The 14,760-nt window shown below is 37.4% G+C and carries 10 protein-coding genes and 3 pseudogenes; all 13 read left to right on the forward strand.

Features of this window, described 5'->3' with window-relative positions:
- The first annotated feature begins 58 nt into the window (after window positions 1–58).
- Complete coding sequence (gene uvrB, locus OS139_RS04710; protein WP_002294444.1) at window positions 59–2,053, forward strand: excinuclease ABC subunit UvrB; 1,995 nt, start codon at window positions 59–61, stop codon at window positions 2,051–2,053.
- A gap of 9 nt (window positions 2,054–2,062) precedes the next feature.
- Window positions 2,063–4,879, forward strand: a complete 2,817-nt coding sequence (uvrA, locus tag OS139_RS04715) for an excinuclease ABC subunit UvrA (RefSeq protein WP_002331456.1) — start codon at window positions 2,063–2,065, stop codon at window positions 4,877–4,879.
- A gap of 261 nt (window positions 4,880–5,140) precedes the next feature.
- A complete protein-coding gene (locus tag OS139_RS04720; protein ID WP_002331455.1) occupies window positions 5,141–6,406 on the forward strand; it encodes a D-aspartate ligase in 1,266 nt (421 codons plus the stop codon).
- A 3-nt stretch (window positions 6,407–6,409) separates the two neighbouring features.
- Window positions 6,410–7,141 (forward strand): aspartate racemase, encoded by a 732-nt coding sequence (locus OS139_RS04725; RefSeq protein ID WP_002296517.1) that lies wholly within the window; start codon window positions 6,410–6,412, stop codon window positions 7,139–7,141.
- A gap of 134 nt (window positions 7,142–7,275) precedes the next feature.
- Window positions 7,276–8,160, forward strand: coding sequence for an RNase adapter RapZ (rapZ, locus tag OS139_RS04730; RefSeq protein ID WP_325066815.1), 885 nt, complete (start codon window positions 7,276–7,278; stop codon window positions 8,158–8,160).
- A complete protein-coding gene (locus tag OS139_RS04735) occupies window positions 8,157–9,155 on the forward strand; it encodes a gluconeogenesis factor YvcK family protein (RefSeq protein ID WP_002306471.1) in 999 nt (332 codons plus the stop codon). Before rapZ ends, OS139_RS04735 begins: the two co-directional genes overlap by 4 nt.
- 33 nt (window positions 9,156–9,188) lie before the next feature.
- A complete protein-coding gene (whiA, locus tag OS139_RS04740; protein ID WP_002289698.1) occupies window positions 9,189–10,124 on the forward strand; it encodes a DNA-binding protein WhiA in 936 nt (311 codons plus the stop codon).
- Between the two features lie 566 nt (window positions 10,125–10,690).
- Window positions 10,691–11,317: a hypothetical protein gene (locus OS139_RS04745; RefSeq protein ID WP_002289700.1), complete on the forward strand. Its 627-nt coding sequence runs from the start codon at window positions 10,691–10,693 to the stop codon at window positions 11,315–11,317.
- 186 nt (window positions 11,318–11,503) lie between these two features.
- Window positions 11,504–12,178: a DUF443 family protein gene (locus OS139_RS04750; protein WP_149031632.1), complete on the forward strand. Its 675-nt coding sequence runs from the start codon at window positions 11,504–11,506 to the stop codon at window positions 12,176–12,178.
- Window positions 12,179–12,540: 362 nt separating this feature from the next.
- Window positions 12,541–12,789 (forward strand): annotated as a pseudogene (locus OS139_RS04755) (hypothetical protein); the annotation flags it as partial.
- Window positions 12,790–12,825: 36 nt separating this feature from the next.
- A complete protein-coding gene (locus OS139_RS04760) occupies window positions 12,826–13,104 on the forward strand; it encodes a hypothetical protein (RefSeq protein ID WP_025476782.1) in 279 nt (92 codons plus the stop codon).
- 595 nt (window positions 13,105–13,699) lie between these two features.
- Window positions 13,700–13,961, forward strand: a pseudogene (locus OS139_RS04765) (hypothetical protein).
- Between the two features lie 112 nt (window positions 13,962–14,073).
- Window positions 14,074–14,685, forward strand: a pseudogene (locus OS139_RS04770) (hypothetical protein).
- The last annotated feature ends 75 nt before the right edge of the window (window positions 14,686–14,760 follow it).

The following is a 14,760-nucleotide window of genomic DNA, read 5'->3' on the forward strand; positions in this document are numbered from 1 at the left end:
TCCTTTTCTTTTTATTGGTCGTAAAATGAAAAGGAATGAATGAAAAGGAGGACGAAGAATGATTGAGAGAGATACCTCCCGACACTTTGAGCTTGTCTCGAAATACCAACCGGCTGGTGATCAGCCTGAAGCGATTAACCAATTAGTGGATGGCGTAGTCGGCGGGAAAAAAGCACAAATCTTATTAGGTGCGACTGGAACAGGGAAAACATATACGATTTCCAATCTTATTGAGAAAGTGAATAAACCAACACTGATTATTGCCCATAACAAAACATTGGCTGGTCAGCTGTACGGGGAATTCAAGGAATTTTTCCCTAACAATGCTGTTGAATATTTTGTTTCTTATTATGATTATTATCAGCCTGAAGCTTATGTGCCTTCAAGCGATACGTATATCGAAAAAGATTCAAGTGTAAATGATGAGATCGACAAATTACGACATTCGGCTACTAGTTCATTATTAGAAAGAAATGATGTGATCGTCATTGCATCCGTTTCATGTATTTTTGGATTAGGCTCGCCTTTTGAGTACCAAAAACAAGTAGTTTCAATTCGACAGGGAGCAGAACTAGATCGCAATCAGCTGATTCGTGACTTAGTCAGTATCCAATTCGAAAGAAATGATATAGATTTTCAGCGCGGTCGTTTTCGAGTGCGCGGTGATGTCGTGGAGATTTTTCCGGCTTCAAGAGATGAACGTGCCTTACGTGTGGAGTTTTTTGGAGATGAGGTCGAACGTATCCGAGAAGTCAATGCACTGACAGGTGAAGTTTTAGGAGAAACGGAACACGTAGCAATCTTCCCGGCGACTCACTTTGTGACGAACGATGAACATATGGAGCATGCCGTAGCGAATATCAAAGCGGAATTAGAACAGCGTTTAACTGTCTTGCGAAATGAAAACAAACTTCTGGAAGCTCAACGTTTAGAACAGCGAACCAATTACGATATTGAAATGATGTTAGAAATGGGCTACACGTCGGGAATTGAAAATTATTCTCGGCATATGGACGGACGTAAAGAAGGTGAACCGCCTTATACGCTATTGGATTTCTTTCCTGAAGATTTTTTGATCGTGGCGGACGAATCGCACGTAACCATGCCTCAAATCAGAGGAATGTATAATGGTGACCGAGCGAGAAAACAGATGCTAGTAGATTACGGTTTTCGTTTGCCATCTGCTTTAGACAATCGGCCACTTCGGTTAGAAGAGTTTGAAAAACATGTCAATCAGATCATTTATGTCTCTGCGACGCCAGGACCATATGAACATGAACAAACAGATACCGTTATCCAACAAATCATCCGTCCGACAGGGCTGCTTGACCCAGTGATCGAAGTCCGTCCAATCATGGGACAAATCGATGATTTAGTAGGCGAAATAAATGAACGAGTCGAAAAAGACCAGCGGGTGTTTGTAACGACATTGACGAAAAAAATGGCAGAAGACCTCACAGATTATTTCAAAGAATTAGGGATCAAAGTCAAATATTTGCATAGTGATATCAAAACGCTGGAACGAACAGAAATCATTCGAGATCTTCGATTAGGTGAATTTGATGTGTTAGTTGGAATCAATTTGCTTCGTGAAGGATTAGACGTACCTGAAGTTTCCCTTGTTGCTATCTTGGATGCGGATAAAGAAGGCTTTTTACGTAGTGAACGTTCCTTAGTCCAAACGATTGGACGAGCTGCTCGGAATGAAGAAGGTAAAGTAATCATGTACGCAGACAAAGTAACAGATTCTATGCGTCTAGCGATGGATGAAACATCAAGACGCCGTACGATTCAGCAGAAGTACAATGAAGAACATGGGATCGTTCCAAAAACGATCATTAAAGAAATCCGAGATTTGATTTCTATTACGAAAGAATCGGAAGATGATACAAAAGAAGCGGTACAAGTCTCGTATGAAGAAATGACGAAAGAAGAAAAAGATACGTTATTGATGAAATTAGAAAAAGAAATGAAAGATGCGGCGAAAGCATTGGATTTTGAAACAGCCGCTAATGTGCGAGATATGATTTTAGAATTAAAAGCTTCAAAGTAGGAGGACAACATGGCTAACGATAAAATTACGATTCACGGTGCACGTGCCCATAACTTGAAAAATATAGATGTAACGATTCCACGAGATAAATTCGTGGTCGTTACAGGTTTGTCCGGTTCTGGAAAAAGTTCCCTAGCATTTGATACGCTGTACGCTGAAGGGCAGCGGAGATACGTAGAGAGCCTTTCTGCTTATGCTCGTCAGTTTTTAGGACAAATGGATAAGCCGGACGTAGATAGCATCGACGGATTGAGTCCGGCGATTTCTATTGATCAGAAAACAACAAGTAAAAATCCTCGGTCGACAGTAGGTACTGTGACGGAAATCAATGACTATTTACGCTTGTTGTTTGCACGTGTAGGACATCCGATTTGTCCCAACGATCATATCGAGATTACCAGTCAATCAGTAGATCAAATGGCAGATCAAGTAATGGCTTTGCCTGAGCGCACAAAGATCCAAGTGTTGGCACCGATCGTGGTAAAGAAAAAAGGACAACATAAAAAAATATTCGAACGAATCCAAAAAGAGGGATACGTCCGCGTTCGAGTCGATGGTGAGATCTATGATTTAAGTGAAGTGCCTGAGCTGGAGAAAAACAAAAAACATGATATCGCGATCGTCATCGACCGGATCATTGTGAAAGAAGGGATTCGTTCTCGCCTATTTGATTCTTTAGAGGCGGCCCTGCGATTAGCAGACGGCTATGCTCTGGTTGACGTGATCGGTGAAGAAGAAATGTTGTTTAGCGAACACTATGCCTGTCCTTATTGCGGATTTACTGTTGGCGAACTAGAACCAAGACTGTTCTCATTCAATGCGCCTTTTGGAGCTTGTCCAGACTGTGATGGTTTAGGTGTCAAATTAGAAGTTGATCAAGATTTAGTGATTCCAGATAGAACGAAGACACTTAGTCAAGGTGCTGTCGTTCCATGGAATCCAATCAGCTCTCAGTATTATCCTCAAATGTTAGCGCAGGCTTGTGAAAGTTTCGGTATCGATTTAGATACACCATTCGAAGAATTACCGGAAGAGCATCAGGAGATCATCTTGAATGGGACAGATGATCTTTTCCATTTCCATTATGAAAATGATTTTGGTGGCGTTCGCGATGTAGAAACGACTTTCGAAGGGGTATTGAAGAATATCGAGCGTCGTTATCATGATACGAACAGTGATTTCACGCGTGAGCAAATGCGTCTTTATATGACAGAATTAACTTGTCAGACATGTAAAGGTTATCGATTGAATCCCCAAGCTCTATCTGTTCAAATCAATGGAACGAATATCGGGCAAACAAATGAGTTGTCTATTCAAAAAGCAGTAGATTTCTTCTCAAACTTAACGTTATCTGAACAAGAGAAAGTAATTGCCAAACCGATTTTAAAAGAAGTAAATGACAGACTTTCATTCTTGGAAAATGTGGGACTAGACTATCTAACTTTGAGTCGCGCTTCCGGAACATTATCTGGGGGAGAAGCGCAGCGAATCAGATTGGCTACACAAATTGGATCGAATCTTTCTGGAGTTTTGTATATTTTAGATGAACCATCGATCGGATTGCATCAACGCGACAACGATCGACTGATTGGCTCATTAAAGAAAATGCGTGATCTTGGCAACACCCTCGTTGTAGTCGAACATGATGAAGATACGATGTGGGCAGCAGATTATCTGATTGACGTCGGACCTGGGGCCGGAGAACAAGGCGGACAAATCGTGGCTGCAGGCACTCCTGAAGAAGTAGCTAATGATGAAAATTCTTTGACAGGGAAATATCTTTCAGGGAAAAAATCAATCCCTGTACCAAAAGAACGCCGTAAAGGTAATGGGAAAGCAATCAAGATCACTGGTGCTTCAGAAAACAATCTGAAAAATATTAGTGTTGAATTTCCATTAGGAGAATTTGTAGCAGTCACAGGTGTGTCTGGTTCTGGAAAGAGTACATTGGTCAATAGTATCTTAAAGAAATCGTTAGCGCAAAAATTAAATAAGAATTCTGCTAAGCCAGGTAAATTCAAGACAATTTCCGGCTACGAAAGTATCGAAAAGATCATCGATATCGATCAAAGCCCAATCGGCCGGACGCCGAGAAGTAATCCAGCGACTTATACAAGTGTATTTGATGATATCCGTGGGTTATTTGCTCAAACGAACGAGGCAAAAATGCGGGGTTATAAGAAAGGGCGTTTTAGTTTCAACGTAAAAGGCGGTCGTTGTGAAGCTTGTCGCGGGGATGGAATTATTAAGATCGAAATGCACTTTTTGCCTGATGTCTATGTTCCTTGTGAAGTATGTCATGGCAAACGATATAACTCTGAAACATTAGAAGTGCATTACAAAGGAAAAAGCATTGCTGATATTTTGGAAATGACAGTAGAAGATGCTGTAGAATTCTTCAAGCACATTCCAAAGATTCATCGCAAACTGCAAACGATTGTTGATGTTGGCTTAGGTTATGTGACGATGGGGCAACCAGCAACGACATTGTCCGGTGGTGAGGCACAACGGATGAAACTTGCCAGTGAATTGCACAAAATCTCTAATGGAAAGAATTTCTATATACTAGATGAACCAACGACAGGACTTCATAGCGATGACATCGCCCGCTTGTTGCATGTATTACAAAGATTAGTAGATGCTGGTAATACAGTTTTAGTGATTGAACACAATCTAGATGTAATCAAAACAGCAGATTATATCATTGATTTAGGACCAGAAGGTGGAGAAGGTGGAGGAACGATCCTTGCGACTGGAACACCAGAAGAAATCATTAACGTAAAAGAAAGTTATACAGGTCACTATTTGAAAAAAATAATGGTATAAAGAGGATAGATAGCTGAGATAGTTAAAAAAACATAAAAAAATGAATTTTTGCTTGTTTTATTAATATCAGTGTTCTAGAATCATTACATGGTAGTTCTTTCTACACTGATTGTATAGATAAAAACTTCCTATAAGTTCAATCCGTTCAAAAAAGAATTGAGCAATCGGAGGAGTTTCCTTTGATTGCTTTTTTCTTTATGGTATGATATTCCTTGTGTAGTTGGAAAAGAAAAACAAGAGATTATGAGTAAGTGAGAGATAATGATGAACAGTATTGAAAATGAAGAATTTATCCCTATATTATTAGGAAGCGACATGAACGTTTATGGTATGGCACGTTCTTTTAATGAAGCATACGGCAAAATCTGCCAAGCATATGCTTCGGATCAGTTAGCCCCTACCCGCTACAGTAAAATTGTCAATGTAGAAGTTATTCCAGGATTTGATAAAGACCCTGTATTTATTGAGACGATGCTTCGTTTGGCAAAAGAAAGATATTCTGATAAGAGTAAAAAATATCTTTTGATTGCTTGTGGTGATGGATATGCAGAATTGATCTCCCAACATAAACAAGAGCTGTCAGAATATTTTATCTGTCCATATATTGATTATTCTTTATTTGAAAGACTGATCAATAAAGTAAGCTTTTATGAAGTTTGTGAAGAATATGATCTTCCGTATCCTAAAACATTGATCGTCAGAGAAGAAATGTTAGTAAATGGACATTTGGAACAGGAATTGCCTTTTGAATTCCCAGTTGCTTTGAAACCTGCAAACAGTGTGGAGTATCTTTCTGTCCAATTTGAAGGAAGAAAAAAAGCTTTTATTTTAGAGACTAGAGAAGAGTTCGATTTAATTTTAGGCCGGATATACGAAGCCGGTTATACTAGTGAAATGATTGTACAAGATTTTATCCCGGGTGATGATAGTAATATGCGTGTGCTAAATGCTTATGTAGATGAAGATCATCAAGTTCGGATGATGTGTCTTGGTCATCCACTGTTAGAAGATCCTACACCAGCATCGATTGGTAATTACGTTGTGATCATGCCAGATTATAACGAAAAAATCTATCAAACCATTAAAGCATTTTTGGAAAAAATCGAATATACCGGCTTTGCCAATTTCGATATGAAGTATGATCCTAGAGATGGAGAATATAAATTATTTGAAATCAATTTGAGACAAGGTCGTAGCAGTTTCTTTGTGACATTGAACGGCTTGAATCTGGCTCGTTTTGTCACAGAAGATCGAGTGTTCAACAAACCCTTTGTTGAAACGACCTATGGAACGAATCAATCAGATAAAGCAAGATTATGGATGGGTGTGCCCAAAAAAATCTTTTTAGAATATGCTAGGGAAAATGAAGACAAAAAACTAGCTGAGCAAATGATCAAAGAAAATCGTTACGGTACTACTGTGTTTTATGAAAAAGACCGGTCAATCAAGCGCTGGTTGTTGATGAAATATATGTTCCATAACTATATTCCAAGATTCAAAAAGTATTTTCATGTGAAAGAAGGCTAGTTCATGGAGAATTTTTTCAGTATTTTAGGCGGAATGGGCACGATGGCGACAGAAAGTTTTGTTCGCTTGATCAACCACCGAACGAAAGCTACAAAAGATCAAGAATATTTGAATTATGTCTTATTCAATCATGCAACAGTTCCTGATCGTACAGCTTATATTTTAGATCGATCAGAAGAAAATCCAATGCCGTTTCTGCTGGATGATATTGAGAAACAAAATTTATTGCGACCAAACTTCATTGTGTTGACTTGTAACACCGCACACTACTTTTTTGAAGAATTACAAGCGGCAACGGATATTCCTATCCTGCATATGCCAAGAGAAGCAGCAAATGAACTTGTCCGTCAGCATACGACAGGGAGAGTAGCGATTCTAGGAACAGAAGGAAGTATGAAAGCTGGAATCTATGAACGCGAAGTCAAAAATCTTGGTTTCGAAACAGTGATTCCTGATACTGCGCTTCAAGAAAAAATCAATTACCTGATCTATCATGAGATCAAGGAATCGGATTATTTGAATCAAGAGCTCTATTACGAAATCTTAGAGGAAGCGGTAGAGCGCCTAAACTGTGAAAAAGTCATCCTAGGTTGCACAGAATTATCTTTGATGCATGAATTTGCTGAAGATAATCATTACCCAGTGATCGATGCTCAATCTATTTTAGCGGATCGAACGATCGAACGTGCATTAGCTGAAAGAAGCGAGGCATTGGATACAGCATCGGAAAAGTAAAAAAATTAGATTTGGGGCAAATATCCTAAAAGATATTTGGTCCAAATCTTTTTGTAAAAGAAAAAGAAAACTGGTAATGATACGCCCGGAATGATATAATTTTATTATGCACAATGTGAGAGGGGTTCGTAAATATGACAGATAATTTGCAATTAGTCATCATAACAGGTATGAGTGGTGCAGGGAAAACAGTAGCTATCCAAAGTTTTGAAGATATGGGCTATTTTTGTATCGATAATATGCCGCCTCGATTGATTCCAAAATTCTGGGAATTGATCAAAGAATCAGGTAAAGTCACAAAAATTGCTTTAGGAGTGGATTTGCGTTCTCGTTCCTTCTTTGAAGAAATCCAAAACATGCTGATCGAAATCGAAAATACGAACTTCATCGACACTTCTATCTTATTTTTAGATGCTTCAGACGAAGAACTAGTGGCTCGCTACAAAGAAACAAGACGAGCACATCCAATGGCGATGGACGGTTTGATCACTGAAGGGATACGTAAAGAACGGGCGATACTAGACGACTTGAAAGCCCAAGCTTCCGTGATCATTGATACGACAACATTGACACCACGACAATTACGTGAAAAAATCAATGAGTCATTCAAATCAAAGGGAGACCAAGGATTTCGGATCGAATTTGTATCATTTGGTTTTAAATACGGGTTGCCGATCGATTCGGATATTGTGATGGATGTGCGTTTTTTGCCCAACCCTCATTATATCCCGGAACTAAGACCATTGACCGGAAAAGATCAGCCAGTCTATGATTATGTGATGTCCTTTGATGAAACGCAATCATTCTACCATAAATTTTTGGATCTTCTGGAAACTGTATTGCCTGGATACATTAAAGAAGGAAAAAGCAGCTTGACAGTTGCAATCGGCTGTACAGGCGGTCAACACCGTTCTGTGGCATTGACTGAACGTTTGGCAAATGCTTTAGGGAAAAACTATAAAGTCAATGTGACACATCGGGACAAGGATAAAAGGAAAGAGACGGTGAACCGGTCGTGAAAATGAAAACCTACCGGATAAGAAAACCAAAGATCGTAGTGGTCGGCGGTGGCACTGGTCTGCCAGTTATCCTGAAAAGTTTACGAAATCAAGGAGCAGATATCACAGCAGTAGTGACTGTTGCAGATGATGGTGGAAGCAGCGGTGCAATCAGAGAATCGATCGCTATGGCTCCTCCTGGTGACTTGAGAAATGTCTTAGTGGCGTTATCGGATATGCCACAATTCTATGAAGATATTTTCCAATACCGTTTCAAAAAGGAAGATCAGTTTTTAGCCAATCATACGATCGGTAATCTGATCATTGCCGCAGTTTCCGAGATGCGGGGAAGCACTTATGAGGCGATTCAATTATTAGCAAAAATGATGCATGTAGATGGACATGTTTATCCTTCTTCAGAAACTCCTTTGACCTTGCATGCTGTTTTTAAAGACGGAACGACTGCAGTAGGAGAATCTAAAATCGCGATCGACCGTAAAACCATTGACCGTGTGTATGTCTGCAACACAAATGATAAAAGTGAAGCCAAAGCGGCTCGAAAAGTCGTTTCAGCAATTATGGACGCCGACATGGTCGTTTTGGGACCCGGAAGTTTATTCACCAGTATCCTTCCAAATTTAGTGATACCAGAAATCGGCGAAGCAATGCTCAAGACAACTGCTGAAACCGTCTATATCTGTAATATCATGACCCAAAAAGGGGAAACGGAACATTTCACAGATGCCGATCATATACGTGTTTTACACAAGCATTTGAATCAGCCTTTTATCGATACAGTATTGGTCAATACGGAAAAAGTGCCTGAAGATTATATGGACCCAGAGATCTATGATGAGTATCTAGTACAAGTCGCACACGACTTCAACGGATTGAGAAATGAAGGATGTCGAGTGATTTCCACCGACTTTTTAGAATTGAAAGATGGTGGTGTCTTCCACGATGGAGACAAAGTAGTAGAAGAATTGTTCCGTTTAGTTTTCGGTTCAAAATATTAAGCAATTTATTGTTGGAGAAAGGAGGAGAATAGGATGTCATTTGCTGCAGATGTGAAGAAAGAACTAACTGGTTTGGAAGTTCATCGAGAACATGCGAAAGCGGAATTAGCTGCTTTGCTGCGAATGAACGGCTCTTTAGGTATTGTGAACCAGCAGTTTATTTTGAACGTCCAAACAGAAAATGCTGCAATTGCCAGACGTATCTATTCTCTTTTGAAAGATCATTATCAGGTACGAAGTGAGCTACTCGTTCGTAAAAAAATGAAATTAAAAAAGAACAATGTCTATATCGTCCGGTTGAAGCAAGGCACAAAAGATGTGTTGATGGATCTTGATATCATGGATGGTATGATGTTCAATGGACACGTTTCGGACGAGATTATGGGAAATTCGCAAAAAATGCGTTCTTACTTACGTGGTGCTTTTATGGCCTCAGGTTCAGTCAATAATCCGGAAACGAGTCGCTATCATTTGGAAATATTTTCTATTTATGAACAGCATAACCAAGACATTTGCGATATGTTAAATTATTACGGTCTACATGCTCGAACGCTTGAACGGCGCAATGGCTATATTTCTTATTTAAAAGGAGCAGAAAAAATTGCTGATTTCTTAACATTGATTGGTGCAACCAACTCAATGCTCCGATTTGAAGATGTTCGAATCGTACGGGATATGAGAAATTCGGTCAATCGTCTAGTCAATTGTGAGACAGCAAATCTGAACAAGACGATTGATGCGGCTTCTAAACAAATCGAAAACATCGAATTGATCGAAGCAAAGGTCGGTCTACATGCCCTTCCTGAAAAACTTCAGGAAATCGCAGAACTTCGGCTTCAACATCCAGAGGTCAGCTTGAAAGAATTAGGGGAAATGATTCCCTCAGGTGCAATATCAAAATCGGGAATTAATCACCGAATTCGCAAAATAAATGAATTTGCGGAAAAACTGCGTGAAGAAGCAGTTTAATCCAAAGAAAAAACTGATACATGAAGCAGGAGATGCGAATGTATCAGTTTTTTTTAAAAGCTATACTTGCTTTTCTTCCGTCAAACTATAATTCCAACTTTACTGGAGTAACATAATTTTGAAAGGCTTCTATTGTTTTTTAATACAATCGTATAAAAAGCGGGGAGACAACTGAATGAAGATTTTAGTTTTATACATAAACTTTTGCTTAATATAGAAGTCCTGATATAGATAGGATCAAGTATTTATCTATAACTGGAGATTAATTAAAAACTGGAAGGAACTGCTCGATCAACCTTGAGAACTGTTTTTCTTACTTCTGGTCAAGATTCTCGTGGTTGGAGGATAAGGATGGTTGATAAGTTCATTGGATTAGCTAGTCGAAAACAACCAGGTGTAATTAATGTAGAAGTTTTAACAAGGGGATGGAGTGATTTATTCAGTGATAATCATAAGTTCATAAATAGTAATTGGGATGTATGATTGGTATACGTTATACCTGAACTTGAACTATCAAGATTTGGTTTAGAATTTGAGAATCGATGTTTATAAAGGGAGGGCAAAAAATGTGCTTTTTTACAACTTTTACTATCATTATGATTGCAGTACTTTTTATTTTTCTAGATATAGCAAAGCGAAATACAGCATTTTTATTATATCGGGTTTTACTTCGAGCAGGTCTCATAACATTTATATCGATCGTTGGATTTTTTCTATTCACAGTTATTGTATTTATTTGGAGAACTACAGCACCACCATTGCCAGAGATTACATATGGAGAATTTCCGTTTAGTCTTGAATATGAAATAGATGAGGAAAGAATTTTGATTGAAGATACGGTGATTGCAGAATTTATAGGAAGTTTTAGAGGGAATGTGACAACTCAACCTAGACGAAGTTGGAGTATAAAACTTTTAAATAATAGTGGAGAGTTGAAAGCATTTCATTATGAATTCTTAATAATAGAAAGTGAAGATGTAACAATCACTTTAAGTAGTGGCTCTGCTGGATATTTTATGAATGATGGTGGAAGCAAGCCACAGCTCACAGTCCGTGATCGTATTGCAGGTTTTATGCATTTTTCTCACTATGACTTAGAAGAAGCTCGTAAAATACTTGCAGAATATGGGATCACATTAATCAATTGGGAATATGCGCCACCGATAAGAAATTTTTTCAATGATTATTATTAGTCTTATAAAAAACAGAATGTAAAATTTATGTGCGCGAGTATTTAGTTTTCCATTTTTTGTTTGATAGATATATAGCATTGTTGAAGCATGGGATAGGGGCATCAATTTTATCAATGAGGTTGGTCAGGCAGTTAACATAATTGGTGATGCTATAAATCCATTTAATTGGAATTGGGGGAATTAGGTGTGGAAACAGTGAGAATATGGATATTCATGAAAAATTTTCGTTCGGCTTTGAGATATGTTATTCTGGAATCAAAATCAGGTTATTATCTGATTGACACGGATCACTATACTTTTTGGGGAGGCTACCTTTTTCCAATTTTCAATTGGATAATCCCCCATAAGGTTATGAAAATTAACTTGCCTGCAGAAGAAATAAATAGATTAATACTCAACAAAGATTTACAAAGGAAAAGAGAGAAAGAACATTCTAATGTTGCTTGGATAGGTCCAGCATTTGCGGTAGTGACTTCTTCAATTATCGGTCCTATCCTAGAGAGTATTTATAGTGATTTTTCTATTGAGATTCGTTATTTATTTGTTACTTTAAGTATAGCTGTTCTTTTGTGCATAAAGGGTTATGTTAGCAAGAAGAATAAAGATATTTTAACACTAATCGGTGTAAACAATTTATCTAGTACTAAAATTATACTGTTTCCTGAATCTATAAAAGAAGGAACAAGGTTGTTGATAATTTTTATAATGCTTATACTGTTTTCTGTTTTATTTGGGGTGATGTTTATAGATACAAATAATTGGTTTATTCTGGCAGGCGTAATGCTTTTTTCTAGTTTCTATTTATTTAGTAATGCTCTATTAGCACAGCGAGGGAAATATAAGTTTAAAATATTAGATTAGATATTATTTTTAGAGGGGATAAATATAAAATGAAAAGAGGTTATTTATAATGGAAAAAGTATTACCAATTAAGAGCTACTGTATTCCAAGGCTTTTCATCATAGAATTTCAAAAGTAAAGACATGTGTTTCACAAATAGTGTCTATCCTGGCTAAATAATTCTTCCACTATCTGCTTTAATTTCAGTAGACTTTTCGGCAAGTTATTTGCTAATGAGATGAATAGAGATTACAACTCGCCTATAACCGCTTAAAACAAGCTTTTTTAAAGTATAGTTAGCAAGTCGTATTCATATGTTCAAAGAGGAGGGCTTATGAACTTTGAATTCATTCCGTGTGAACAGAATAGTAGGGGGAAGTAAAATGAAAGAAAAGCCTATAAATAAATGGTCATTGTATAAAAATTCAATGTTTGGAGTTGTTATCTTTGGTGTTTGTGCTGGATTATTCCTTTTCATATTATTACAAACGGTGACTCTTTTCTCTTCTAATCCTACTTATGGATGGAGAGACAGTATAGCCTTAGGGATGTTTGCGGGAGGATATGGATTCTTATTGTTGTTCTCAATTCTCACACTAAGTCCAATCCATGGACCCATTCAACTTTGGAAGCAAGAACGAGCCTTAAACTTTTCGTTCTCGGAAGAAATGGAAAAACACAACATAACAGGCAGTATGTATGTGGATGATCAATGGTTTATCAGCACTGATGAGGTAAAAATAGTTGCCATTAGGAGAGATTACCTGCAGAAAATTCATAAAATAAAAGATCCTAATGGGAAAAAGGCAAGGTTAATTATAACTTTGATAACATCTAATGGTAAGAAGTTAAAACTTGCAGGATCATATGATAATGTTAAAAAGTTCGAACATTGGTATCTGCAAAAAGACAGCATTAGTCTTAATAAACAATTTGAAAAAAATTAATCAAAGTCATCGGCAACACGAATAATTTGACATCTTCATATTGTGATATAAGCAAAAACGGCATTTCTGAGACCGAACAGCATAAAAAATTTAAATGTTGGAATTTATATAAGCAAAACCCAAGAAGCTAGATGCGATAGAGCATTTAATTTCTTGGGGTTTTGCTTGGGAATCAGCATATCAATTAAAATGATCATCTTGGTATTTCAAAAGTGGGTACGATTACAAATAGTTGGAGCAAAATAGTGGGTAAAATTACCATTCCAGTGTCTGTCTTGCCTCTTTTTCGTCAATCACAAAGAGACGAGATTCATAGGAAAAATCGATACAGGGTTGATTTCAATGATATTATGACCAATTACAAAATAGATTGATAAAGCATTTTTTGCATTTTTATAATAGTTTATTGATAATAATGTATGAGATACAGTATAATGATTTAAAAGGTAATGTGTTGTGACCGAATTAAATGAACTAATGCCTATTTTTTATATTCCTTAGTGGACAAAAATGGAGACAGTGAAGTTAGGAGCATTGTATCCTTTGTTGCGTAGTTCAAAAAAGTAAGCGATTTCTATAATGGTCATGGTAAACGGTGAGGGCTGTCCACGTAAATCCTACTATTGAAATCACAATGATCGGACATTCAAAAGGTGGTGCTGAAGCAGCAAATTCAGTAGCTATAAATACGAATGCGATTATATTTAATCCAGCGACAGTAAATTTATCTGCTTATGAATTAGACACAAGTACATATATATATCAGATATGGTTGCATATGTTGTCGAAGGAGATGCATTAAATAATTTTTTCGGTGGAATAAGTAGTCCGATTGGAGAGTTAATCATGTTAGATAGACAATATGATGCACCTTGGTGGAGAATGATATCTCGCATAGGTAACTCAGTAAAAAATCAAGGTATGGAAGGAATTATCTCTGCATTGGAAGATCGATATAGATAGGCGGATATGAATAGTAATAGGGGGAATAAAATGGAATACAATGGATCAATGAGAATTGTACAAATTATATTTTGGATTGCATCGGGAATTGTGATCATAGGAGGAGTTTTTTTGATGTTGCCAAGCTTAATATTTCCTTTCTTTGCATTAATCTCACCTAAAATACCCGAACCGGAAATCACCTAGGGAGAATTTCCATTTAGGATTGAATACGAACTAGATGGACAGATTAACATAATTGAAGATACTGTCATAGCTGAGTTTAACGGGTGTGAGTTCAGCGCAGGTTCTATGAAAAGAGAACGAAGATGGAGAAGTAGATTAGCTAGTGGTAGAGAAGATCTACCTTTTGGGGACGATCTAGGAATCTATTTTAGTCGAGGAAGTGCGCAATATTATATGGGGGAAAATGTACAATCAATGTCATTAAAACCACATATAGCCCTTAGAAATCTCGAGGAAGGTTTTAGAAGAGAGGTAGACTTTATATTAGGAGAAAGTGAATACATAAGAACTGTACTTAATTTCGGAGAAGCGCAAGAAGTTTTGACACAATACGGAATTACCTTAATCAACTGGGAAATATCTGAACCGATTGTTAACAATTTTGGTGATTAGAAAACAATTACGATAAATAGAAACAAGCCAAATCATCAGCAAGTAAAAGCTGATGATTTGGCCTTTCTTATACGA

The organism is Enterococcus sp. E4-223 (assembly GCF_035727065.1).
Taxonomy (GTDB): Bacteria; Bacillota; Bacilli; order Lactobacillales; family Enterococcaceae; genus Enterococcus_B; species Enterococcus_B faecium.

What these genes read in the sequence shown, in the direction of transcription:
- uvrB (WP_002294444.1), top strand. Translation starts at nt 59, where the DNA reads ATGATTGAGAGAGATACCTCCCGACACTTTGAGCTTGTCTCGAAATAC.
- uvrA (WP_002331456.1), top strand. Translation starts at nt 2,063, where the DNA reads ATGGCTAACGATAAAATTACGATTCACGGTGCACGTGCCCATAACTTG.
- OS139_RS04720 (WP_002331455.1), top strand. Translation starts at nt 5,141, where the DNA reads ATGATGAACAGTATTGAAAATGAAGAATTTATCCCTATATTATTAGGA.
- OS139_RS04725 (WP_002296517.1), top strand. Translation starts at nt 6,410, where the DNA reads ATGGAGAATTTTTTCAGTATTTTAGGCGGAATGGGCACGATGGCGACA.
- rapZ (WP_325066815.1), top strand. Translation starts at nt 7,276, where the DNA reads ATGACAGATAATTTGCAATTAGTCATCATAACAGGTATGAGTGGTGCA.
- whiA (WP_002289698.1), top strand. Translation starts at nt 9,189, where the DNA reads ATGTCATTTGCTGCAGATGTGAAGAAAGAACTAACTGGTTTGGAAGTT.
- OS139_RS04745 (WP_002289700.1), top strand. Translation starts at nt 10,691, where the DNA reads ATGTGCTTTTTTACAACTTTTACTATCATTATGATTGCAGTACTTTTT.
- OS139_RS04760 (WP_025476782.1), top strand. Translation starts at nt 12,826, where the DNA reads ATGGAAAAACACAACATAACAGGCAGTATGTATGTGGATGATCAATGG.